The sequence below is a fragment of the uncultured Solobacterium sp. genome (assembly GCF_963550625.1).
Lineage (GTDB): Bacteria > Bacillota_I > Bacilli_A > Erysipelotrichales > Erysipelotrichaceae > Bulleidia.
The window spans coordinates 96,711-121,456 of record NZ_CAUVCV010000002.1; the positions used below are offsets into that span (position 1 = coordinate 96,711).

Genomic DNA, 24,746 nt, shown 5'->3' on the forward strand with positions numbered 1-24,746 from the left:
TATCATATTCTATTCAATTGTAGGAAATGTACTACGATCATCCAGATAAACTGGGGAATCAATCAAACATTCATGTAAACTAGCAAACTGAAATTCAATTAACACTGTTTTCGCTACGCCATTCGGATGGTCATAGGCAAATATCATCCTAACTGGCAATAATCCCACGCTACTTGCACATTGATACAACTCATTTAAACGACTCGCACGATGTACCAAAAAGAAAGAACCATTTGATTTCAACAATCGTTTCACGGATGAAAAGAGTTCACTCAATGGTAGATTTTCTTCGTGTCTTCCTGCCCTTTTATACTGATTTTCATTCATCAAATCTTGATTTGTAGTTGAAAAGTATGGTGGATTACATGCAATAACATCAAAGAGTTCATCATGATAATCTTGAATCTTGCATGCATGTAAATACGCATGTACTTTATAGCGCTCTAGATTTTGTTTTGTTAATGCTAATACTTCAGGAAATAGATCTACCCCAACCAGTTCTTTTGGTTTACGCAGTGATGCGTATAGTAATACAGCACCTGTATTACAACCAATCTCAAGAAAGCGATGATGGTGTTTCATACGTATAAAACGACCTAATAATTCCGTATCTGAATTCATACGATAAAACTCGTCTCCTTGATCAATGAGAAAGTCTGTTCCACCTAAATAATCAAGCTTCATGTGTTTCCCTTAATTCAAACCAGAAGGTTGAACCCTTTCCAACAACACTCTCTACACCAAACTGTGCATCATGTGCATCTAGGATAGCCTTAACAATCGCTAAACCTAAACCTGTATTTAGTTGATTACGTGAGAATGAACGAGATGTCTTATGATAACGGTCCCAAACATACGGCAATTCGCTTTCAGGAATTCCTTCACCATCATCTCGTATCTCAAAGTGCATCGTTTCCTCATCAGGCTTGCGATATGCTTGAATTGTAATATGTTGTCCTGTCGCTGTATGTTTTAAGGCATTGGTTAAGAAGTTTGTAATCACTTGCCCAATCTTAACTTCATCCGCATAGATATAGAGTGTTCCTGGCAAGCGTAAATCTACAATCTGTCCACCTTGTGCGATAGACTTTTGATTTAATTCAATAATTTCACGAATCTTATCCGCTAAATCCATATTCGTACGATTGAGTACATAGTTACCTGATTGCATCTTGGCAAGTTCACTCATATCATTGATGAGTCGCGTCATATAGTCTGTCTCTTTGATAATAACCCCTAAGTGTTTATCACGTTTAACTGGGTCATTTCCAGAAATATCTCGAATCATTTCTGCGTATGCACGAATGTCCGTCATTGGAGTACGAATATCATGTGAAACATTCGCCAAAAGGTCTCTTCGTAATTCATCAATTTTAGATAGTTGTCGATTTGCAGTATTCAAACTATTTGCGAGTTGCTGGAATTCTGTTAATGAACCACCATCAAAGTGTGCACTATAATCGGCTTGTGATAGTTTCACAGCTTCTTGTTTCATGCGAATGATAGGATCAGTTACCAAACCAGAAATCATCAAAGATACAATCGAAGCTACGACAATCACAATAATTGTATAGAGTGCGTATTGTCGCGTAAAGAATGTTACGACACTATCAATTGGCTCTAATGCTGTATTTACAAACAGATAGTAATTTCCTAGATTTTCACGAATATGACGCGCATAGATAATCATCTCTTGTCCCGTACGCTGGTTGGTCATATTAATACTCAGTTCACCATTTTGAAGTTTGCTATCAATCGATGAAAGGTCTAAAAGACCCTGAATCTCATCAGACTTAGGATCTTGTAAGGCACAACCTGCACCTAGACTATCTGCACTGTAAATTTGTGTTCCACTGTCATTATAAATAGCGATACATACGTTATTATTTACAGCTTCGCGAATCGCAGACTCAACACCATTGCCACTTGCATTATTTGTAATCAGTGTTTGTTGGATATGGTCTGCGACAGTACGTACTGCCGCAATCTTAGAATTACGATAATACGGACGAATCAAGCCTGTTTGTAATAAAGCGATGAATAACGTAATACCAACGGCCATCGTAAAGAACGCTAGCCACAAACGAAAGCGGATACCATGTGTATCAAGCTTCAAACTTATACCCCATTCCACGAACAGTAGTAATGAAATCACGGTATGGGCCTAAGTTATGTCTTAGCATCTTGATATGTGTATCAACCGTGCGATCATCACCAAAATAATCATAATTCCATACTTCTACGAGTAAAGTTTCTCGTGATAGCGCAACATTTGGATGTGTTGCAAGATATAGAAGCAAATCAATTTCCTTAGGTGTTAATGGAGCCTTTTCCCCATCAACAGTTACGACTCTACCAAGCACATCAATCTGTAATCCCTTGAAAATCATGATATCGGAATTTGTTTGTGTCTTCTTACCACGTTCTAAAACAACTTTTATACGTGCCATAAGTTCCTTGGGTGAGAATGGTTTTGTGACATAGTCATCTACACCTAATTCAAAACCAAATAACTTATCATACTCTTCTTGACGAGCACTTAACATAATCACTGGTACTTGATCGATACCCTTAATTTGTTTACAAGTAGAAAAACCATCTAATACTGGCATCATGACATCTAAGATTACACAATCAAAATGTGTATTCTTTACTTTCTCAATTGCCACCAAACCATTTTCTGCTTCTTCTGTTTCAAAACCATTGATTTCACAATATTCACGTACAACTTCACGGATGTTTGCTTCATCATCTACAATTAAAATTTTTGCCATACTATTTCTGCCTTACTATTTCTATTTGATTTGCTAAAAAGGAAGCTTCATCCTGAATTTTAGCATAAAACTGTATATATACACCTTTTACAAGATACTGACTATATTGGGAATATAGATTTGGCATAACAGCCATATCACTTTCACCTGTTTCATCTGTCAGTTTTAAAAAACACATTAGGTCCCCTTTACGAGTACGAATCTGTCTTACACTTTGAATATATGCAAATCCACGGTATAACCCACGATTACTATTTAATTCCGCAAGTGGTGGATATGTGATACCTAATTTTTGTCTTAGGTGAACAATTGGTTGTTCCCCTAGATTAAAGCCAAGTGCAGCCTTCTCATTTTCACTGAGTTCTTCTTGGCTATCCTTCATGCGTACAACGATTGGCTTTGATACAAGTTGTGGATCAATAGATAACTGTGCACCAAATGGAACCTGAACTAGCTTTGCATACTTGATTGCATCATCCAAAGTATTTAACATTGTAGTTCTACCTAGATCAAATTCATCAAGTGCGCCAGCAGATATCAATCGTTCTAATTGTGTGCGATTAATCTTGCGTAGTACAACTCTAGCAACAAAATCAAAGTAATCACCAAATCGGCCATTCTTATCACGTTCATCCAGTATTGTTCTAGCAGCCAGTGTACCTACATCCTTAATGATGGAAAGTGGTAAAATAATTGATTTTCCATTGTGATAATAGATATCCATCGAGCGATTAACATCTGGTGCTTCGATAGAAATGTGCTTTCGTCTACATTCAGTTATATAGATTGCACTCTTTGTGCTATCTCCAATGACACTATTTAAAATTGATGTATAGAACTCTAATGGATAGTTAGCCTTTAGATAGGCCAATTGATACGCTACAAGTCCATACGCAACTGCGTGAGATTTATTAAAGCCATACCCTGCAAACTTCTCTGCTAAATCAAAGAGTAAACTAGCAGTTTCATCACTATAGCCATTTTCTTTACAGCCACGCACATACTCTTGTCTTAGTCCTGCTAATTCTTCTTCATTCTTTTTTGAGATTGCTTTACGTAGTATATCTGCTTTTACAAGCGAGAACTTCGCCGCAATCTGTGCCATCAACATAACTTGTTCCTGATAGATTGTAACACCATAAGTTTCCTTAAGAATCGGCTCTAATTCCTTGGATGGATATACAACCGATGCAGGATTCTTTCTACCCTCTAGGTAAGTGTTAATCTGATCTTTAGGACCTGGTCTAAAGAGTGCTAAAGCAGCAATAATATCCTCAAAACAATTTGGCTTCATCTTGCGCAATAAATTACGCATACCATCCGATTCAAACTGGAAGACACCAATCGTATCTGCTTGCGCAAATAAACGATATGTTTTTGCGTCGTTTAACGGAATTGATAAAATATTGAAATCTGGATTATGCTTATGAATCATCTGTACAATTTCATCAATTGTCGTTAGATTCTTAAGTCCAAGGAAGTCCATCTTAATAAGACCCCTTTCTTCTAAGTAATTACCAACAAACTGTGTTGTCTTTATTCCTTCCGCCATTTGTATGGTAGGAATCACATCCTCAATTGGCTTACCGGACATGACAATACCAGCCGCATGAATACTCTTATTTTTTGGAAGACCTTCAATCCGTTTTGACATGTTAAAATATTCCATCAATTGTGGACTTGCATTGAGTAGGACACGTAATTTCTCTTTTTGTTCATACGCTTTCTCTAACGTAATCTTTGGCGTTTGTGGAATTAGACCAACAATCATATCTATCTCACGTTTGGAGATATCCATAGCTTTACCAACATCACGTAAAACAGCGCGTGCTGCTAAGGTATCAAATGTAATGATATTGGCAATGTGTTGTTCACCATATTTCTGATAGACATAGTCAATAATTTCTTGACGATGAATATCTGGAATATCAGTATCAATATCTGGCATGGATACACGCTCAGCATTTAAGAAACGTTCAAATAACAGATTATATTGTAATGGATCGACCATTGTAATACCCAAACAATACGCAACTAAAGAACCAGCAGCGCTACCTCTACCTGGTCCAATGTAGATACCCTTTTGTCGACCATAACGGATAAAGTCATAGACGATTAAGAAATAATCTTCAAAGCCCATTTGGTGAATCACTTGTAATTCATGTTTTAACCGTTCTACATAGGCAGGCTTTAAATCACCATTTAAACGTTTCTTAAGTCCTGCAAGACAAAGTTGCGGTAAATATTGTTCTGCCGTAATTCCTTCTTTCAATGGATAAACAGGTATCCCGGTCTTTTCCAAATCCCCATCGCAATGACATTCACTCGCGATTTCATCTGTTCTACGTAAATCATCCGCATCATAAATTTGTTCCATCTCAGAAATCGATAAAAAGTATCTACCTGTAATTGGTGTTACATTTTTATCCCGCAAGGTTGTCCCCTGTTTGATTGCGGATAATACCTTCAAAGTTTCATAGTCTTTTTGCGCTAGATAATAAATCTTATTTAATGCGACCGTCTGAATTCCCTGTGCTTTCGCTAACGCTTTTAATACTGCATTCTTCGAGCGCCATAAAGATGTTTCTTCATAAGAAATCGCAATATCAAAAGTAGGTAATTCCGATTTCATCAAAGCTAATTTCTGAATAATTCCAGTACGATCTTCGCTGATGAGTTCCGCATCAAAATACCCACCTTCACCATACACAATAATGAAATTATGTTCACTATATGTTAAGAATTCTTCTAGCGTTGCATACTCTCTTCCATCACATAACAATGAAGAAAGCTTCATTAGATTTGCATATCCTCTATTATTCTTTGCAAGTAGTAAAAAAGGAACTTTCTGTTCATGGTAGAAAACATCAACTTCTAATCCAACAATAGGATGAATACCCTCTTTCTTACATTCATGTAGAAAACGCGCTAAGCCGTGCATCACATGATGATCGGTCAAAGCGACACTTTGATATCCATATGTTTTCGCTGTTGAAACAAGCTCAGGAATGCGAATTGTGCTATCCAGTAACGTGTAACAACTACGTACGAATAGATGTGTAGTCATGTAACTATTATACCTTAGGGCATAATATTAAGAAATAACTTAAAAGAAAAGTTAATGTTGTCGTTTAAAATATAAAAAGACAGGAATGTGCGATATAATATGTAATGATACATTTTTAAAAGTGAGGTTATTATGAAAGTTGCATTTGTTACAGATAGTGGTACTGGAAAATCAATTCACGAATACGCAGAACAGGGAATTATCAGTCTTCCTTTGCAAATCAGCGTAGATGATAAAACATATCAAGATATGGAAACATTAAATCGTAATGACTGTATTCGTTTAATGAAGGAAGAAAAAGTTCTAACAACTTCACAACCTTCCGCAGGCATTATCGAAGAATGTTTTGAAAGTTTAAAGGATCAGGGTGTTGAGCTAATCATTGCTGTCCCTATTTGTAATGGTCTTTCAGGAACGATGAGTACAATGACCGCAATTGCAAATAGTTTAGATATTAAGATTATTTGTATTGATACCTATGTAACTGCGGTAGTGCAAGATTACTTAATTACAAATATTAAGAAGTGGTATGACGAAGGTAAATCCCACCTAGAGATTCAAATCTTAGTCGAAAAGATTATCAACTCAACAAATACTTTACTTATTCCAGAAACACTGGACCAGCTTATTCGTGGCGGTCGTATGACACCTCTTGCCGCAAAACTAGGACAACTTTTAAAAATTATTCCTGTTTTACAAATCAATAAAAAAACTGCAGGTAAAGTTGATACCTTAACAAAAGTACGCACTTTCCGCAAAGCACTTAGCACTGCAGTAGATGAAATTGCCAAAGATAACCCAGGTGAAAACACACTCATTACAATCGCGCATGTCGCAAATATCTCTGAAGCAATGAATCTATATCACACTATGACAGAACGCTTCCCTGAAGCTACTATTCAAGTCATTGAATTACCTAATGCCATTGCAGTACACACAGGTGTTGGTTGTATTGCAATTCAGTATTTTCAAACCTGCTAAGAAACGGAGGTTCCATGACAAAAAAGAAAAAGTCATTTTTGCCTGACTTTGACCATCCGGAAGTTGTTGAACAGCCAGATGAGAAGCAGCGCGAAAAATTACGAAAGAAATATATACGTAAATTACGTTGGCAAAAGATCTTAACAGTATTCATGGTTTTGATTGTTGCAATATATCTTGTAGGTGGTGCTTACGCCTTGCGTTATGCTAGTAAATTACTAAAAGGTATGCCAACACTAAATGTTGATGATTTAATCAGTACAGAATCCTCAAAAATTTATGACGGTAATGGTACACTTCTTACAGAAATCGGTACCTATTTCCGTGAGAATATTGCCTATGAACAGATGCCTGAATCCTTAATTGATGCATTCTTATCCGTAGAAGATTCACGTTTCTTTGAACATAACGGATTCGATATTCCTCGTTTTACAAAATCTATTTTAGAAACAGTACTAAGACACAATACGCAAGGTGGTTCCACATTTACGATGCAGTTGGTTAAAAATACCTACTTCTCCATCGAAGATGGTGATAACAGTACCGAACGTTCAGCTACCCTTTCTTATAAGGCACAGCAAATTGTGTTAAGTATGCAGCTAGAAAAACAACTTAATAAGCGAGAAATCTTTGAGTTATATGTCAATAAACTAAACTTTGGTGATCGTATACGTGGTGTACAAAAGGCCGCCCTTTACTACTATGGTAAAAATGCGAACCAACTCACTTTAGCTGAGTCAGCATTACTTGCAGGTATTATTAACCTACCAAATACCTATAACCCATATAACTACTTAGACTATGCCACACAACGTCGAAATAACGTTCTAGACCTGATGCAATATCATGGCTACATCACAAGTGAAGAATGCGCTCTAGCGAAATCCATTAAAGTTGAAGATACACTTGTGGGTAAATCCAACTTCAATACTGGGAATACACGCTACGCATCTTACTTGGATGTTGTATTAGATGAAGTGCAACGCATGACAGGACTTGACCCATTATCTACTGGTATGTCTATCTATACTGCTTTAGATCCAACAATCCAAACTGAAATTGAAGCGATTCAAAATGGTGAAGTTGTCGACTTTGAAAGTGACCTAGTGCAGCTAGCAATGATTACCCTCAACAACAAGAATGGTGAAATCGTTGGCGTTGGTGGTGGTAGAAACTATGGTGGCGATGGTGGATCACGATTGTTAAATCGTGCCCTACAACAATACAAACAGCCAGGTTCTAGTATTAAACCAGTATTGGAGTATGCTCTTGCATTTGAATATTTGGGATACTCCTTGGATGAAGTCTTGATTGATAAACCAATTACCTACCCAGCCGAACAACGCGTATTAGTAAACTATAACGGTAAGTATGAGGGTGATGTTACGATTAAGGACGCAATGGCCAACTCCTTAAATACTCCTGCCATTCAAACATTGGAGAAAGTTACAGCAAAAATTGGTTCAGACGCAATTGTTGATTACTTAAAGAAGATTGGCTTCTCACAGATCAAATACAGCAACTATCACTTATCCTTTGCAATTGGCGGTAATGACTTTACAGCTTCCGTTGCTGAGATGGCTGCTGCACACGCAATGCTAGTCAATCTAGGTGTTTATAACGAACCACATACAATCCGTCGTATTCAAACAGATGATGGCAATGTATATGAACCACAAAACCAGAATATTCGTGCACTTTCATCTGGTAGTGCATATCTTGTAGACCAGTTAATGGAAAATAACGTAAATCAAAACAAGTATTACAACCACATGCAGATATTACAAAGTGGTTATCCAGTTTACGCAAAAACAGGTACAACTGACTGGGGTAATGATGGTTTACAATATGGTATCCCAAGTGGTGCAGCGAAAGATAAGTGGATGGTCGCTAGTACATCTCAATACACCAATGCTGTATGGTATGGATTCGACCAAGCAATCGATGGTGAAATGACATACTTCCCTACTTGGAGAGACTGGAATACACCAGGACAAATTAATCGTCACATGTTAGATATAGAATCCTATATCTCTCCAGATACAATTTGGGGTGTGTCACAACCAAGTGATGTACAGGATATAACTTACCTTTATGGTACATATCCACATGTCGCAAATGATGGAGCTAATTATGGTGGTAAGACAATCACTTCCCAAGTATCTTCTACTGGTTTAAATTACACACCTACACAATACACAAGTTCTTATCGTAACAACAACAGTTACTTAGCAGGACTCAATGCATCTATTTCCAATGGTATTGTTTATATCAACTGGTTAACACAAGATAGTTGTTCAGGTAGTCGTAATATATCCTTAAAGGATAACTACAATAACATCTCTAAATATGGAGCTTGCTTAGCATACAATAGTTTTTTACAGACATCCGCAAACGGAAAGTTCTATGCAGACTTATATCAAAACGATGTCTATATTACATCTGTAACAAGTAAGACAAACATGTATGCAGGTTTGCCTGAGTACTTTAAAGGCAATATCAAAGCCTGTGGATACTTTGTGACAAGTGGTGGTAAGAAGTCCGAAACAATCTGTACGGATGCTGGTTATTACGATCCAGACGCTACTGCCGCAAAGGATGCAAAATAAACAATAAGAATCTATAGCGATATAGGTTCTTTTTTTATAAACAAAAAGCGAATAATAGAATTACATCTATCATTCGCCACTGTATACTATTTTCCCTCTGTCATAAGCTGTTTTACAGGGTCTGGTGCAACAATCTCGTTGACTTGGTTAATACCACTGATATATAGCTGGAAATTATCCACAGTAGACATCTTTGTCTTTGTTTCCTTGTTATCATATTGTGTGTCAATTGAAATATTTACTTCATTAGGAACGAGTTTAAACTCTCCATTTTCCATCTTTTCAAGTACAAGATGAATTTGTAAATCGATAGATGTTATACTATCTTTTTCAGATTCAAAAAGTCCACTATCTAAGAACGTCGATCTAAATGCAGAGACAACATCATAGTTATCTGTTGCGTTGCCTTTAAAGTCTAGAAATACAAATTGTTCATCTTCTGTCCTTGTAAACTGATCCGCAAATATTTCACATAACTTATAGAATGCATCACTATGTCCTACCTCCGGATCTTTCTCTTCATAAATACCTTCTAAAGACTTACTCCATTCAGCTGTAGTTTTCCATCCTAATTCACGCCTATCATCTTTATATCTAACGTAAATAGTTCCTTTACTAGGAGAGTATTGTAGTAGCCTAAACCAAAAATAATATGGTTCCGTAACCCTAAGAAGTTTTTCGTCAATTTTATCCTTGTCACCTTTACTTTCATCATAATCAGACCACTCGCGATAAAATTTTTCTAGATATGTTTGTGGTTCAAATAGAATACTTCCTTGTCTACCAAACATTGCAAAACTGTATTTTCTTGTTTGTCTGAATTTTTGCAGGTTCTTAGTATAATAATAACTCTCATAATTTAAACTTTTTGCATCATGAAGGATTGTTGCAAAATTCATAACATCTTCAGCCGCATGTTCTGTAGATGTTTCTGCTGCAGAGTCCTCTGATTTTCGACAAGCAGAAACAGTAACTGCTAAAACAACCGTAAGGAATGTCAAAAAGATAGTTCTTATATGTTTCATTTTAGTTCCCCCTCATCCGAAATTGCATTTTCAACTCCACTAGGAGCTTCTACATGAATTCCAGAGTTAATATTAGAATACGTCACTTGACTAACCATTTTCTCCTTTGAAGATGAATACGAACGTCTAGAACATGTAAACGTAACTGATAATGGTGTATAGTCTTTTTTCGATACTGTTAAGTCAATATTTAATTCAGCACTTTTATCATCAGGGAAAAAATGAAAGAGATTATTTGCTGATGTAGCAAATAAATCTGAATTTTGACTCAAGAAATCTATATCAGAATTTTGATAATGTATTGTGATAGTTTCTTTATCTTCTGTAATTGTAAATTGATCTTCTATTGTTCTGAAATATGAAATCGTATCACGCTGGATTCCAACTGGTCTTTCATGTTTATCTGTATCGTATTTCTTGCGTTTCCATTGCGATTGAGTTTCTAATTTATAGTATAACTCACCATCTTCATAATAATAATCATAAACAACACCGGCTTCGTTCTTAAATTTACCTAAAATAAGATCTTGTCTTAGGTAAAATATACCCGTAAATTCCTTTTCATTGTGATACGTAGCTGGTTGTCCTGGCAATGGAGTAGAATGTTTACCATCTTCTGTATTAACGATGTGTATTTCACCTGTCTTCATTCTTTCAAAACTTTGAAGAACTTTATCAATCTTTTCTTCATCTGCTGCTTGCTTATTTGCATTCTTACTATCAAAAGGATTACATCCAACTAAAGTAGTAATCATCAACAAGCCCAAAGTACTCATAAGTATCTTTTTAAAGTTAAGCATTAAACATGACCTCCTAATCATATACCCCCACAAGGTTCATCATAATTATAAATATAAATCAGAAATATCACAATTTTACTTCTTATATTAATCACTCTCAAATAAGAAAAGCTACATATTAAAGCGTTGTATTATTTCCATTATGTATGATTTTTTGATAATAAATAAGGACACCTATATAGATGTCCAATATACTACTATTCTGCCTTTAAATCTCTTGCCATTAGACCTCTCATTGCATCTAATGGAGCTTTTCCTTCATATAGTACTGCATATACTTCATTTGTGATTGGCATTGAAATGTTACGTTTCTTCGCCTCTTCATAAACAACTTTACATGCAAATACACCTTCTACAGTCTTCTTATTTTCTTCCCAGAACTTCTTTGCACCTTTATCTAGACCAATCTGATAACCAGCCATAAAATTACGAGAATGACGTGATGTACAAGTAACAATCAAATCACCAACACCATCAAGACCTAAGTAAGTTTCTTGTTTACCACCTAAAGCAACACCATAACGAGTCATCTCCGCAAGGCCACGTGTCATAAGACCTGCTCTTGCGTTATCACCCTGTCCACTACCTTCTAAGATACCACTAGCAATTGCCATAACATTTTTGATGGCAACTCCAATTTCTGCACCGATTACATCAGAGTTACGATATACACGGAAGTATTGGTTAGAGAATAAGTGCTGTACTGTCTTAGCAGCATCCTCATTATCACTTACCGCATTTACAGAAGTCATCAAGCGCTGAATGACCTCCTCAGCGTGAGATGGACCAATCAAGGATACGATAGCTGCACACTTTTCAGCTGGTACAATCTTAGAAATCACAACACTTAAACGCTCATGTGTAACTGGATGGAAGCCCTTTGCAACATTGATAATGATTGCTGGTTTTGTTAGATGTTGACTAGCTTTAGTAAGTACTTCCTCAAGTGCCATTGTTGGAACAGCAGCCAATACGACATCTGCATCTGCTACTACAGATAAATCTGTACTTGCATGAATGTCATGGTTAATTTCTGTTTCAAAAAACTTAGTGTTGTGATGATTTACTTCAATATCTTCAACTTCACGTAGATCAATACCCCACATAATTACTTCTTGTTTGTTATCAGCTAAAACCTGAGCTAGAGCTGTACCCCAGCTACCTGTTCCTAGAACACATATTTTCATTCGGATACCTTCTTTCTAACAACAATACGAATTGGTGTACCACTAAAATCAAATGCTTGACGTAAGGAGTTCTCTAAGAAACGTTCATACGTAAAGTGCATCAGTCGTGGGTCATTACAGGAAAGTACAAATGTTGGTGGTTGGATAGATACCTGTGTACCGTAGTATACACGGAAACGCTTACCATTACGCGCTGGTGCAGGTGTTGTAATCTGTGTATCTGTAATTACCTCATTCAGGATATTTGTTGCGATACGGCGACATGAATTTTCATATACCTGATCAACCACAGGAATAATTGTATCTACTCTTTGATGTGTTAGAGCACTTACAAATACGATAGGCGCATAGCTTAGATATGCAAATTCAATACGAATACGTTCAATAAACGCATTCATTGTCTTATCGTCCTTCTCAACTGCATCCCACTTATTGACAACGATAACGATTGGCTTACCAGCTTCACATGCATATCCTGCAACATGCTTATCTTGTTCACGTATACCTGCTTCTCCATCAATGACAAACAATGCCACATCACAACGTTCAATCGCAGTCATCGCTCTTAATACTGAGTATTTTTCAACTGATTCATATACTTTACCACGCTTACGAATACCAGCAGTATCGACGATGACATATGGCTTGCCTTCATATACAAATGGTGTATCAACCGCATCACGCGTCGTACCTTGAACATTTGAAACAATAGAACGCTTTTCTTTTAGAATTGCATTTACAAGTGATGACTTACCAACATTTGGTTCGCCAATAACAGCGATATGAATACCTGTATGCTTATCTTCTTTATCTTCTTCAGGCATTAAACGTAAACATTCATCTAGCACATTACCAATACCAATACCATGTACACCAGACACGGCAATTGGATCACCTAAACCAAGATTATAGAACTCATAGATATTCATCATACGAGTTGAATCATCAATCATATTAACTGCTAGTACAACTGGTTTTGTCTGTTTCTGTAAGATACCTGCAATATACGAATCATCATCAGTCAAACCCATCTTACCGTTAACTACAAATAGAATGACATCTGCTTCATTCATCGCAATTTGTACTTGTGCACGAATCTCTTCCTGATATGGTTGATCAGCTAACTGAATACCACCAGTATCAATTAATTGGAATTTCTTACCAGTCCATTCACCGGTTGTGTAAATACGGTCACGTGTAACACCTGGAAAATCTTCTACGATGGATACACGAGACCCTGCAATACGATTAAAAATTGTTGATTTTCCAACATTAGGACGACCAACAATTGCAATTACTCCACTATGCATTACAAAACCTCCTTTTCAATAAAAGGCTTAGCAAGATCATAGATACGTTCTGTCACTTCTTCAATTGACATATCACTTGTGTCAATTTCAACCGCATCATCCGCCTTCTTAAGTGGCGAATTTTCACGTGTCATATCTTGTAAATCACGTTCAGCAATTTCCCTAGCGATTTCTTCAATACTACCAGTCGGAATATTCTTAGCAATATTCTGTTCATATCTACGCTTTGCACGGGCCATTGGAGTAGCTGTCATATAGATTTTTACTTCCGCATCTTTTAAAACAACAGTTCCAATATCACGGCCATCCATGATAAAGCCCTTTTCCTTTGCCATTTCTTGTTGGCGCTCTACAAGCATACGGCGTACTTTTGCTAATTTAGATACAAGACTAGCAGCTAAACTCATCTCATTTGTTCGAATCTTATCGGATACATCCTCTCCATCTAAGAAAATAGAACCATCCGTCGCTAACTGAATCTTTGTATTTTCTAGCATCTTACATACAGCTTCTTCATCTTCTAAACTGATATGATTTTGTAAAGCTTTATATGCTGTGCTACGATACATCGCACCTGTATCTAAATGTACATAATTTAATTTTTTTGCTAGACACTTGGCAATGGTACTTTTACCCGCTGCTCCAGGTCCATCAATCGCAATATTTATCTTCATCTTATGCCCTACCACTATTCATTACGATGCCATAAATTGCTAGCAATAATAAGATTAACAGCAATAAAATAAGTACAACTACCACGATATTTAATACATGGTTTGTATACTGCATCTTCTCATTCACATCTGTTAGATTGGCTTCATAGTTATCTAACTGGATACGCATTTGTGTTGTTTCATTCAAAAGACGTTGATTTGTACTTTCGTAGTTCTCTGTCTTCTTTGGAAACATCGCAAACGCATCATCACTATCACTTTGTTGGTTTACAGATGCCTCATTACGTGGCTCTTGTGGATTCATCAAATCCGCAAATGCGTCACCAAACTGTGCAGTATTATCTAACGGTGGGAAACTTGTTGTATTTTGACTCATGTAGTCTCTTGAATCCATATGACTCACACGTGGTGTAAAGGCTGGAATTTCAGGAAGAGAATTTTGCGGATTTGATCTCTTCTCATTCATTAAATTCTTAACTTCAGCCATGATGTCTTCTTTTGTAAGACTCATTGGATCATTCAAATGATTATTATCACCTGTATAAGGTACATCAAATAGATTATCCTGTTGTGATGGAACTGCAGGTCTAGCTGGTTGGGTTGTACGTTGTTTGTTTGATGACATAAATGGGATATCAGTTGTACCTGTACTATTTGAATATGGCTTTTTCACGGGAGTTTTACGTGCTTCTTGGATCTTTTTGCTTGCAGCTGTATCACCCTTAATCTTACGTAAGATATCCATGGATGTGTTTTCTAAAGAAGAATTACCCTGTTCGATATTATATTGCTTTACTTCACGAATATACTGATCCAGATAATCATTGTCATAGCCAGCTAAGTCATTTACAGTTGTAAAAGCACCAGCCTCAAAATCAGCTAATGTTGGTGCTGGTTCTTCATTCTCAAAAGCAGTGACTGGTTCAGAAATCACTGGTTTAACAGGTTCTTCTTTTGTAATTGGTGCACTGACACGACGATGAACGCCTTCACTAGCACTCTCTGTATAATCTCCACTTCTGTGGAAATTATTTGCATCAATCTGATTTAGTCGCTTTTGGAAACGAGATAACTCTTTGGTTGTTGTTACGTCGTTACTATCTAAATCCTGCGCAATACTTTCGCGCAAATCTTTATATTTCTTAATACGTGATAATTCAGCCATATGTACATCTCCCAATAAACAGAAATATTATACCATATCCACATTTATTTCACTTACCCGCTTAGAGATTTTTATCATTTACACACGAAAAAAGGCGTATTCCTACGCCTTTTCACTGAATTTTCAGATTAATGTAAAAAACTTGAGATACGCTTGTACAATAATCTAGTGATGACACTTACAACAAATCCCTTAATTAGGTTAAATGGTAATACACAAACAAAGAGTAAGCCCCATACACTCTTGATAAATGGGAAGATTGCGGCACCCATCTTTACAAATGTATCAATAGGCATACCATATAGATTTGAATAGAATGGTAATAATACAAAGTAATTTGCGAGGATTCCCACAACTGCCATTACAAGTGTACCCACAATCATACCGAGTAATGCATTCTTCTTTGACTTTTCCTTACGATAGATAATCGCTGCTGGTACTGTAAAGGCAATACCAATGATGAAGTTTGCAAGTTCACCTACAAACATTGTTTCTGTAGGTTTGAATAATAACTTCAAGATAATTTTAACTGCTTCAATGAGAACTGCTGCCCAAGGGCCAAATGCAAATCCTCCAATTAATACACTGACTTCACTAAAGTCTAGCTTGTAAAAGCTAGGTGCGATAAATAGTAGCGGGAAATCAAACATCATCAGCACAAACGCTACTGCACTGAGGATCGCTACATTCGCGATAAATTTGGTGGTTAAAACTTTCTTACTTCCTGACATGGTTTCATCTCCTTGCCTCAAAATAAAAGAGGCTATCTAAGATAACACCTCGGGTAGAAATTGATGATGAAAAAACTTTTACTCTTCCATCCAGACTTTACTGTCGCCATCGGAATTGCACCGATTCAACCTTTCGGTTCGCGGGGTATACCGCCGGTCGGGAATTGCACCCTGCCCTGAGTTTTATCGTTTATAGTATACACCAGTTTATCTACACTTACCAGTAAAAAGAAAAGAAGGATTTCTCCTTCTTAGATATTTAGTAATGTCTTTAACATTTCTACTGTGTTTTGCATTGTAAGTGGAATGTAGAAGTATGCAGTACAGATAAATCCTGCAACCACAATCATGAGTACAATCATCTGGGCACTAGTCGCAAATGGTGCTGATTTAATGTATGCCTGAATACGTAGATATACGCTAGCAACCATACCAAGAACACCCAACAAAATTCCTACTAGCATCGACTTTGATAACAAGATAATCGCAAGAATATACAATACTGTTGGAAGTAAACTTGCGATTGAAGTTAATGACGCAAGTTGATGACGATAGTTATAAGACACTTTAATATTTGCAATCAAACCATTAATTACCAAATAGATTACTTCAAATAGAATAAATAAGAATGCTAATTTTAATGACATGATGAATGTAGCGCTAAAATTCATTCTCGTAAATCCAAATGGTGAAAGATTAATGTAACTTGCAAAGATTGCAGATAAGAAGTATGTAAACGCAATCCAATGGATTGTATTACGAATTACTACTCCAATAAACATCATAAAATCATCTTGATTCTTTGCTAGACGATCAATCGCATACGCTGGGAATAATAGTCTTGTTAATGCATCTGTCTTTGCAGTACTAATATCCCTATCTGCCTCCGCAATCAATCGTTCTTTGCGCGTCATTTTAACTGGCTTTGCCTTTTCTTCTGCTGCAGTTTCTTTTCTCTTCGCCTCTACTTCAACTTTGGCTGCCTGTAATGCTTTCTGCTTTTCTAAACGTTCTTCTTTACGTTTTTGAAAGTCATCTTTTATAGATGCATATTTGGCTTGTATGAATTGCCATGCATGCCGGGAAGATTCCTTAGCCTTATGGCCTGTATCGGATAAGAAGGTCTTTAGTTTTCCACCTGCTTTAGTCAGTGCAACTTTTGCCTTATCTAGATTTTCATCTAATTTGATATTTTCAACAAACTTCTGAGGAATCAATTGATTGATTACAGTTTCTACTTTTGTTACCTGCTTTTGTGTTTTATATATTGCATGTTGTTTCAATGGTCTATGACGATACTGTACAACACGCTGACGGTAGCTAATAGGAGTATTTGTTCTTCTTTTACTGCCAATAAATCTTACTTTCTCCATGAAACTCGCCTCCAGTAGTTTCATTATAAACAAAAAGAGTATCTTATTACACTCTTAATTATGAAGAATCTCTAAAAACGTTCATCTATCGTATTACTTCATAATCTAATATGACTTTTTTCTCTGGATCATATTCTACAATTAAAATCTCACTAGCTAACTGCATATGAATGAATCGATCTTTAACTTGATACTTCTCATTTAAATCTATGTCCGTACATAGTTCTTTTTTCAATCTAGCAATGGCAGTTAACTCTTCTTGTTCAAAGGTATAGATTGCTTGTAAGTTCTCTACTGTCTTTGCTTGATAATTCAAATTGGTAGAAAGTACCGTAATCATTGTAATTACATATAAAAAGATAACAAGAAAGTAAGCACTGATAAATCCCTTATTGTTTACACAAGAAAACTTCATATTCTTGATTATCTCTAACATATCGTAACATCACACTATCTCCTTTTAAGTAAAATAAGGCGGCTTCAATATCCATCAAAAACATCTGTGTACCTGGTTGTACAATGAGGTTCTGATTTACAACACTTAATCTCATTTCTTCATGTTGTCTTTGAAATGTTAAAGAAGATGGTAGTAGTTCAATATCATACGCAACAGCTAAATATCGACGTAGTTGTACTAAGGCAATCTGATCTTGTAATGATGTTCTATCTTTTAAGGATGTACGCATCAAAGATATAACACTTACCATAATTGGGATACAAATACAGACTGTTAATACAGCTACTAGGACTTCTACGAGGGCGAATCCTTTTCTATTTGACATTCTTTTAAACATCCTTCTACATCATTCATCGTTTCAATTAACGACTCCTCCATCTTACGTATCGTTCTATCAAATACTGCATGTTGCGCATATTTGGCCTGAAAAATACTAGTCATCATAGCCACCAATAATAAAGTCATACTCAAACATACAAATGCCTCTGCTGTAAAGAATCCCTTCTTATTGAGTCGCAAGTCTACCACCACCTAGTTCTACGATAATGGAACGATTATTTTGGAAATAGATTGTCTTTGCTTGATTGGCATTTCCCTTTTGATTAAAGCGTATATTATATATGTCATATGATACAGATTGAGCTTGTTTCATTGCGGTACTTTGCAAGTATAGATATTCATCCACAAACGCATAATATTCAGTATCAGGAATATGTATATTTGTAGGTAATAACATCATAAATACTGATATCACAAATAACACAATACACATTTCGATTAAACTAAAACCCTTATTCGATATACGCATGGCCATCACTAATCACAAGACTCTTTTCACCATCACAGGTTATCTGTTGTTCGGTTAATAAGCCTGCATTAATTAAATCACTAACACTGCTTGGATAACTATCATATTCCAATTTGTATTGAATAATCGCAGAATCCGCAATCTTCTCTAAAGCCTTACATCCTTTATCACTTACAATTGTCAATGTCTTTTTAATATTTGGTATTACTAATAGAAATAAAATCGAAATGATTAAGATAACAATTGTCATCTCTAGTAATGTAAATCCTTTTTTATTCATTTTTCACCTCCTATATGTTCTGTAACATATGCATCGGCAACATCAATATTTGATAAACAACAAGTAGGATTAGCCCAATTGCCCCGTAACACGATAGTTGTACGCTACGCGTAAAGATACGTACTTGTTTGATATGTCGTTGTTGGTTCATCACAAGATAGCCTTCCAACATTTTTTCACAATTAGAACCATGTATAGCTATCTGAAAGAACTGTTGTAAGGCATGTTCTACATAGGGTGTATGCAAGGTTTCTTCAAAGGATTCTCCTTTGGATAAAGATCCATTTAACTCCTGCGCAATCAAACGTACTAATGGTTTCTCTTTAATATCCAAAAGTATTTTCATAGTCTGCATTGTAGAAATTCGTACTCTTACACATTCTAAAAAGTATCTTGCAAACTCTGCAGATGCCTTTTGAACCATAATGGAATCTGGTACATACTTTACAAGCACACGATATAACCAGCACTTTCTTTTAGGTTCTTGAAACACAACCCACAACAACATCCCTGCTACTAATAAAATTGTAACTAGCCATGATAATAGTTGAATAAAACTTCTTAAGAAGTAATAACTTGTCACATTGATGTCAAAGCTTGTCATAAGTGTCATCATCTGTGGAAAAACAAAGCTATTAAATAAATACATTCCAATAAACATCACAAACAACATGACCACTGGATATACCATATCCTTCATCATCTTTTGTTTCATCTTCTCTTCATGACTTGCCAGTTCAACTGAAATACGCATACTTTCAAGTACTGGTAAATAACGGATAAAGTTATTAAAGTATCTTCGATAACAGTGTGGCAACAACATTGAAAATGCGTCTTTAAATGTTTGGCCCTGTTCTAATTTTTCTAGTACATGTTTTATGCGATGCTCATTTCTTTTTGTCTTTAAAATCTGCAAGGTATCTTTAAAACTAAATCCATTTTCCATTAAACTAACGATTCCTTGGCATTCCAGTTTATCAAAGTGTGTATTCTTCCAGACAATCAGACGCAATATATCCCTTGGCGACTGCAGATTGTAGTTGTTTTTGTAGTGAGACGAACGTCTCAGAAACACGTCGATGTTCCAAGGCATAAGCCACCTCCTTTCGATTCATATATTCGTACACACCACAACGCTTACCAGCACCTAGATTAAATAAACGCTGATTAGAAATACCTATCAGAACATCTTTTAGTTGATACATATCCACACCCAAATCTAATAGACGGTCGATCGCAGACATGCAATTTTGACTATGTAAACTTGTCACAACCAAATGTCCTGTTAATGCACTACGTACAGCCATTAAGGCTGCTTGGCTATCACGTATTTCACCAATCATGATGATGTCTGGATCATGTCTCATGAGTTGTTTGATCCCTTCATCATAGGATAAATGTTGATGGTCATTGATTTGTATTTGCACATAGTTTTCGTGATATACCTCAACAGGGTCTTCTAACGTAAAAATCTTCTTACCTTTAGTTTCATTGAGTATGGTATAAAGTGTCGTGGTCTTGCCAGAACCTGTGGGTCCAGAAAATACGAAAAGCCCAGAAGTATGTTTTGTAATATTCCTTAGCCACAATGAAGTATCATAATCTACGGTTAAATCATCAATATTTAGTGATGTGTGTTGATTGAGAATGCGTAGTACACCTGATGTATTGTGATAGCTCGATACAAGTGCGAAGCGTAATGAAACGGGCTGTCCTTCGATTTCCATCTCAAACCTTCCTGTTTGAGGATGATGAATATCAGATAAATCTAGATTTGCTTTATACATTAGATAGCGAAATAAACGAATATCATCGTCCTTTGGGACCATTTGCCTTACGTCCTGTTCGATTTTCATCTCGATACTTAAACTCTCTTTAGGATATGTCTTTAGATGAAAATGAATATCCGTCACATGAAATTCCATCGCTATTTTTAAACACTCAATCAATCTTTCTTCCATAACAGCCCTCGTACTTCTATATTCAATAGAAATTAGAACACTCCATAAAAAAATGTTCGATTTCTCGAACATTAGTATTCATAACTTAAATCAAATTTTCCGTCAGACTTCTGTACAATCAGATAATAGTAACCTGGAGGAGTTTGTACTGTTTGATCATACTCTCCATATCCTTCAATGTTAACCATATCCGCAATCAGATTCTGTTCTAGATCATACAGTTTCGCCACAAAAGTACCATCACCTGTGTGTTTACCATAGATTCTTAGACTTCCTGCATTGAGATAGAAGCGTACAATATAGAGTCCACCAGAATTTTGAATCTCTGTCGCTTGTTTACTTGAAGCAGAATCTGGATCATCGACCACTGTTGGTAAATCAAATTCCTTTTCTTTTTCATCCTGCGGTTTTTCAACTGTGTTATCAGTTGGAATTGTCTTCTCCTCAATCATTTGTGTGACATGACGATCAACTGCACCAAAAGAACTCTGCAAGTAAATAATATCATTACTATCATTTTTATTTACAGAAACAGTTAATAGTGAGACTTGTTGCGTCACAGTACGTCCATTTTTTTGATATGTATAAATACCATAGACATTGTTGCCCTTGATGATAGTCTGTGTAACCGTACATTCATATTGTGGAAAATGTTTCTTTAGGACAGACTCCACCAGTTTTAATGCATCTTCTTCTTTAAAATCAGTTGTGGAAATCGCAATCTTATCTTCTTTCGCTACGTAGGTTGACTTTTCTTTTTGACAACCTGCTAGTAATACCGAACTCAAACATAAACCAATCAAAAATTTCTTCATATTACTACCTCGCTTCTATTCTACACGAAACAATGATAAAACAACTTTGATAAATTCTTAAAAGTAAGAAATCATATATGGATTGTTACGAACTTCGATTCCTATCGTACTCGCTGGTCCATGTCCTGGATAAATCTGTAAATCATGTGGAAGTGTCTTGAGATACTCTAATGTTTGACGCATCTTTTCATCACTACCCGAATATAAATCCGTTCTACCACAACTAGACGCAAATAACGTATCCCCAGTAAATAGAATATTCTTATAGCGAATACAGGTACTACCATCTGTATGACCAGGTGTATGATGAATCTCTAAAGTGAAAGTTCCAATCTTAACCTGTTTCTCATTTAAATCATGAATAGGTGCATATACTGGTGCACTATAGCCATACTGCCCCGCATTACTTGGTAGTACAAGTGCTAAATCATGATGGTCCATATAAACTGGACAATTGTACACATCACATAAATCATCCACTGCCCCTGTGTGATCAGAATGTCCATGTGTTAATAGAATTCCATCAACAACTTCATCTTTGCCAACACACTCCACAATCTTCTTGTAATATCTTCCTGGATCAACAAAGAGCACATGACCATTATCATGTAATACATAAGAATTCTCTTCAAATTGACCAATTGGTAATATATCTAATCTCATACAAAATATAAAAAAATAACCAACAAAGGTTATTTCTTCTCCTTATGCAATGTCATTTTGCGTAAACGTGGACAGTACTTCTTAACTTCCAACTTTTCTGGGTGCTTACGCTTATTTCTTGTAGTGATGTAGTTTTCTTCACCACTTTCTGTGCATACTAAGATTACATTCTCTCTTGCCATTGTTAATAATCCTCCTAAGATTTTGCATGATGAGTATATCATATTCATATATCAATTCCAAGTGCTTTATGATTTTAAGAGTCGAAAAACTCGATAAAATTTTATAATCGTGGGATAATAGTACTCATAAAGGAGACAAAATAATGAAACGTACTGAAACACGTGCTTTATTTGTAGGTAATGTCCAGATTGGTGGTCAAAATAAATGTGTCTTACAATCTATGACAAATGTTCCTGCAAAGGATGTAGAGCGCTCAGTCGCGCAAATCAACGAACTAGCCGCAAATGGCTGTGAACTTATCAGAACAGCAGTATTAGATGAAGAAGATGCTCGTGCTATTCCAGCAATCAAAGCCCGTATCAACATTCCTCTAATCGCAGATATACACTTTAATTACCTACTTGCCCTCATCTGTTTAGATGGAGGTATTGATGCGATTCGTATCAACCCTGGTAACATCGGTTCTCGTAAAAATACAGAAGCTGTCGTTGCCAAGTGTAAAGAAAAAAACGTACCAATTCGTATTGGTATTAACGCTGGTTCTTTAGAAAGAGAACTATTAGAAAAATATGGTGGTCCATGTGCAGAAGCTCTTGTCGAAAGTGCAAAGCGTCACGTTGATATTCTAGAGAGCATGGATTTCTATGATATCTGTTTATCATTTAAATCCTCAAATGTAGAACTTACAATTGACGCATATGAACTTGCCGCAAAGACATTTAACTATCCACTTCACTTAGGTGTTACAGAAGCCGGTGGATTTGCGGATTCCGCTGTAAAATCGTCTGCTGCCTTAGGCGTACTCTTACATGAAGGAATTGGTGATACAATTCGTATCTCTGTATCAGGTCCACCAAAGGATGAATTAATTATTGGTAAAGCATTACTACGTAGCTTCCGTCTGATTGAAGACGTGCCAGATTTAGTCGCATGTCCTACTTGCGGAAGAATTCAGTATGATATGATTCCACTTGTCAAAGAGATGGAGGATTATCTCCACAGTATCAAAGCGAATATCACAGTTGCAGTCATGGGCTGTCCTGTGAATGGCATGCAAGAAGCTAGCCGTGCTGATATTGGTATTGCGGGTGGATCCAAGTCAGGTATCCTCTTCCGTAAAGGAAAAGTCATACGTACCGTACCACAAGCAGAAATCAAACAAGCCTTAATTGAAGAAATTGAAAAGATTATAGAAGAACAGAGAAGCCAAAAATAGCTTCTCTGTTTTTTTTACATATTACTTTTGAAATACGATTGGATCAGTCAGCTTGATATAAATAACCAAGTATCCAATCGAAAACAAGAATCCCGCAAACACATCAGATGTGTAATGAACACCTAGATAAATCCGACTCATACCAATAATGAGAATCAATAGACTAAAACATGTTATTAATGTCCAACGTAATTTCTTATTTTTAACATTTTTGTAGATCATGTAGATTAGATATCCATAGAATGCCATACTTACCATAGAATGACCTGATGGAAAACTGTACCCTGTTTCCTCAATCAAACGAAATCCAGTAGGACGAGCACGACGTACGATTAATTTTAGTATGTTATTTAATAGTGCAATCAATACCAAGTTTGATACAACACTGACTGCGATTCTTTTATTTGTAATGAGAACTAATGAAGCGATAGCCCAAACAATCATCAAGATAGTACCACCAAACTGTGTAATGACTTTTAAAATTGGTGTTAAGCTATCTGATATAAAATGCTTTGTTATAAAATTATAGACAGAAGTATCAATCGGTAATACATGACTACCCCATACTGCTTGCATCAAATATACAAAGATACTGATACAAATCAGCACAATAACCCATTTTATATTTTTCTTTTGAAAAACCTGCATGCATATCTCCTTTTAAAAA

The 24,746-nt window shown here is 36.1% G+C and carries 26 protein-coding genes and 1 riboswitch; of the genes, 3 read left to right on the forward strand and 23 right to left on the reverse strand.

Going from position 1 to position 24,746, the window contains the following annotated elements; all coding sequences use genetic code 11:
• Positions 1-9 precede the first annotated feature (9 nt).
• Genes RYK16_RS02020 through RYK16_RS02035 form a run of 4 tightly spaced genes read right to left on the reverse strand, consistent with a single transcriptional unit; the run spans position 10 to position 5,841 of the window.
• Positions 10-684, reverse strand: a complete 675-nt coding sequence (locus RYK16_RS02020) for a methyltransferase (RefSeq protein ID WP_314850434.1) — start codon at positions 682-684, stop codon at positions 10-12.
• Positions 674-2,116 carry an ATP-binding protein gene (locus tag RYK16_RS02025; protein WP_314850435.1) on the reverse strand — a complete coding sequence of 481 codons (1,443 nt, stop codon included), beginning with the start codon at positions 2,114-2,116 and terminating at the stop codon, positions 674-676. Before RYK16_RS02025 ends, RYK16_RS02020 begins: the two co-directional genes overlap by 11 nt.
• Positions 2,106-2,774 carry a response regulator transcription factor gene (locus RYK16_RS02030; RefSeq protein ID WP_294209189.1) on the reverse strand — a complete coding sequence of 223 codons (669 nt, stop codon included), beginning with the start codon at positions 2,772-2,774 and terminating at the stop codon, positions 2,106-2,108. The genes RYK16_RS02025 and RYK16_RS02030 overlap by 11 nt, the downstream gene beginning before the upstream one ends.
• Position 2,775: 1 nt before the next feature.
• On the reverse strand, positions 2,776-5,841 hold the full coding sequence (locus tag RYK16_RS02035; RefSeq protein WP_314850437.1) for a DNA polymerase III subunit alpha: 3,066 nt from the start codon (positions 5,839-5,841) through the stop codon (positions 2,776-2,778).
• 132 nt (positions 5,842-5,973) lie between these two features.
• Here RYK16_RS02035 and RYK16_RS02040 point away from each other — a divergent pair, with 132 nt between their 5' ends.
• Both RYK16_RS02040 and RYK16_RS02045 read left to right on the forward strand, forming a co-directional pair.
• Entirely contained in the window at positions 5,974-6,822 is an 849-nt protein-coding gene (locus RYK16_RS02040; protein ID WP_314850439.1) for a DegV family protein, read from the forward strand.
• Positions 6,823-6,836: 14 nt separating this feature from the next.
• Positions 6,837-9,431: a transglycosylase domain-containing protein gene (locus RYK16_RS02045; protein WP_314850440.1), complete on the forward strand. Its 2,595-nt coding sequence runs from the start codon at positions 6,837-6,839 to the stop codon at positions 9,429-9,431.
• 86 nt (positions 9,432-9,517) lie between these two features.
• On the opposite strand, the gene RYK16_RS02050 is transcribed toward RYK16_RS02045, so the two are convergent.
• The 18 genes from RYK16_RS02050 to rpmG form a co-directional block, all read right to left on the reverse strand.
• Entirely contained in the window at positions 9,518-10,456 is a 939-nt protein-coding gene (locus RYK16_RS02050; RefSeq protein ID WP_294209182.1) for a hypothetical protein, read from the reverse strand.
• On the reverse strand, positions 10,453-11,256 hold the full coding sequence (locus RYK16_RS02055; protein WP_314850442.1) for a DUF6612 family protein: 804 nt from the start codon (positions 11,254-11,256) through the stop codon (positions 10,453-10,455). The genes RYK16_RS02050 and RYK16_RS02055 overlap by 4 nt, the downstream gene beginning before the upstream one ends.
• Before the next feature lie 197 nt (positions 11,257-11,453).
• A complete protein-coding gene (locus RYK16_RS02060) occupies positions 11,454-12,443 on the reverse strand; it encodes an NAD(P)H-dependent glycerol-3-phosphate dehydrogenase (protein WP_314850443.1) in 990 nt (329 codons plus the stop codon).
• Complete coding sequence (gene der, locus RYK16_RS02065; protein WP_314850444.1) at positions 12,440-13,753, reverse strand: ribosome biogenesis GTPase Der; 1,314 nt, start codon at positions 13,751-13,753, stop codon at positions 12,440-12,442. Before der ends, RYK16_RS02060 begins: the two co-directional genes overlap by 4 nt.
• A complete protein-coding gene (gene cmk / locus RYK16_RS02070) occupies positions 13,753-14,427 on the reverse strand; it encodes a (d)CMP kinase (RefSeq protein ID WP_314850446.1) in 675 nt (224 codons plus the stop codon). Before cmk ends, der begins: the two co-directional genes overlap by 1 nt.
• A gap of 1 nt (position 14,428) precedes the next feature.
• Entirely contained in the window at positions 14,429-15,592 is a 1,164-nt protein-coding gene (locus RYK16_RS02075) for a hypothetical protein (RefSeq protein ID WP_314850447.1), read from the reverse strand.
• Between the two features lie 128 nt (positions 15,593-15,720).
• Entirely contained in the window at positions 15,721-16,323 is a 603-nt protein-coding gene (locus RYK16_RS02080; RefSeq protein WP_294209168.1) for an ECF transporter S component, read from the reverse strand.
• 74 nt (positions 16,324-16,397) lie between these two features.
• A riboswitch (FMN riboswitch) is annotated at positions 16,398-16,511 on the reverse strand.
• A 63-nt stretch (positions 16,512-16,574) separates the two neighbouring features.
• The gene (locus RYK16_RS02085) at positions 16,575-17,696 is read right to left on the reverse strand and encodes a hypothetical protein (protein WP_314850450.1); all 1,122 of its coding nucleotides are present in this window, start codon (positions 17,694-17,696) and stop codon (positions 16,575-16,577) included.
• 85 nt (positions 17,697-17,781) lie between these two features.
• Positions 17,782-18,132, reverse strand: coding sequence for a hypothetical protein (locus RYK16_RS02090; RefSeq protein ID WP_314850452.1), 351 nt, complete (start codon positions 18,130-18,132; stop codon positions 17,782-17,784).
• On the reverse strand, positions 18,086-18,478 hold the full coding sequence (locus RYK16_RS02095) for a hypothetical protein (RefSeq protein ID WP_314850454.1): 393 nt from the start codon (positions 18,476-18,478) through the stop codon (positions 18,086-18,088). The genes RYK16_RS02090 and RYK16_RS02095 overlap by 47 nt, the downstream gene beginning before the upstream one ends.
• Positions 18,448-18,672, reverse strand: a complete 225-nt coding sequence (locus RYK16_RS02100) for a hypothetical protein (protein ID WP_314850455.1) — start codon at positions 18,670-18,672, stop codon at positions 18,448-18,450. The genes RYK16_RS02095 and RYK16_RS02100 overlap by 31 nt, the downstream gene beginning before the upstream one ends.
• Complete coding sequence (locus RYK16_RS02105; RefSeq protein WP_314850457.1) at positions 18,659-18,961, reverse strand: prepilin-type N-terminal cleavage/methylation domain-containing protein; 303 nt, start codon at positions 18,959-18,961, stop codon at positions 18,659-18,661. The genes RYK16_RS02100 and RYK16_RS02105 overlap by 14 nt, the downstream gene beginning before the upstream one ends.
• Entirely contained in the window at positions 18,945-19,241 is a 297-nt protein-coding gene (gene comGC / locus RYK16_RS02110; RefSeq protein ID WP_298664402.1) for a competence type IV pilus major pilin ComGC, read from the reverse strand. Before comGC ends, RYK16_RS02105 begins: the two co-directional genes overlap by 17 nt.
• Before the next feature lie 10 nt (positions 19,242-19,251).
• Entirely contained in the window at positions 19,252-20,253 is a 1,002-nt protein-coding gene (locus RYK16_RS02115; protein WP_314850460.1) for a type II secretion system F family protein, read from the reverse strand.
• Positions 20,219-21,202 (reverse strand): ATPase, T2SS/T4P/T4SS family, encoded by a 984-nt coding sequence (locus RYK16_RS02120; RefSeq protein WP_314850462.1) that lies wholly within the window; start codon positions 21,200-21,202, stop codon positions 20,219-20,221. The genes RYK16_RS02115 and RYK16_RS02120 overlap by 35 nt, the downstream gene beginning before the upstream one ends.
• Positions 21,203-21,273: 71 nt before the next feature.
• The gene (locus RYK16_RS02125) at positions 21,274-22,017 is read right to left on the reverse strand and encodes a hypothetical protein (protein ID WP_314850464.1); all 744 of its coding nucleotides are present in this window, start codon (positions 22,015-22,017) and stop codon (positions 21,274-21,276) included.
• Between the two features lie 57 nt (positions 22,018-22,074).
• The gene (locus RYK16_RS02130; RefSeq protein ID WP_314850465.1) at positions 22,075-22,680 is read right to left on the reverse strand and encodes an MBL fold metallo-hydrolase; all 606 of its coding nucleotides are present in this window, start codon (positions 22,678-22,680) and stop codon (positions 22,075-22,077) included.
• 29 nt (positions 22,681-22,709) lie between these two features.
• Entirely contained in the window at positions 22,710-22,862 is a 153-nt protein-coding gene (gene rpmG / locus RYK16_RS02135; RefSeq protein ID WP_294207113.1) for a 50S ribosomal protein L33, read from the reverse strand.
• A 143-nt stretch (positions 22,863-23,005) separates the two neighbouring features.
• Between rpmG and ispG the strand changes: the two genes are divergently transcribed.
• A complete protein-coding gene (gene ispG / locus RYK16_RS02140; protein ID WP_314850466.1) occupies positions 23,006-24,079 on the forward strand; it encodes a flavodoxin-dependent (E)-4-hydroxy-3-methylbut-2-enyl-diphosphate synthase in 1,074 nt (357 codons plus the stop codon).
• Between the two features lie 21 nt (positions 24,080-24,100).
• On the opposite strand, the gene RYK16_RS02145 is transcribed toward ispG, so the two are convergent.
• On the reverse strand, positions 24,101-24,727 hold the full coding sequence (locus RYK16_RS02145) for a phosphatase PAP2 family protein (protein WP_314850467.1): 627 nt from the start codon (positions 24,725-24,727) through the stop codon (positions 24,101-24,103).
• Positions 24,728-24,746 lie beyond the last annotated feature (19 nt).